This window comes from Pseudoalteromonas fuliginea (assembly GCF_000690055.1).
Taxonomy (GTDB): Bacteria; Pseudomonadota; Gammaproteobacteria; order Enterobacterales; family Alteromonadaceae; genus Pseudoalteromonas; species Pseudoalteromonas fuliginea.
Genome location: NZ_JJNZ01000239.1, coordinates 1 through 398, shown reverse-complemented (window position 1 = coordinate 398; position 398 = coordinate 1). Strand labels below are relative to the sequence as shown.

The 398-nt window shown below is 34.2% G+C and carries 1 protein-coding gene; it reads left to right on the top strand.

Annotated features, from left to right (window positions below; genetic code table 11):
* Positions 1-198 (top strand): hypothetical protein (locus DC53_RS22830; RefSeq protein ID WP_206075186.1); only part of this gene is annotated, 198 nt, incomplete at its 5' end.
* Positions 199-398 lie beyond the last annotated feature (200 nt).

The window sequence follows — 398 nt, the reverse complement described above, 5'->3', positions numbered from 1 at the left end:
TTACGCCGTAGGTATACTAAAAAAACACACCTAACATTTAAGCAAATATTAGAGATAGATGTATTGCCTATAAAATCAAAATCGGGTTTACAACGCTGGATTGATGAAGGAGTTATAAAATCTGATGAGATATATAAAACGACTAGCGGAGTGCGCAAAATAGCAACCTCTTTTTTAGTACGAAACGATTATTTGTGAAACTATGGGTAAAAAGAGAAACATATCGCCTGAGTTGCAAAAACAAAATGCAAAAGCTTTACGGATAAACTTAAAATATATGGCTGAAGTAAAAGCTCGCAATGGTGAGCCGCTTAATGCTCGTATAGGTAAAGAAATTAGGTTTAAAAAATGTGATAATAAACGTGTTTGTAACGAGCGTGGTCATGGTAGTATTACCT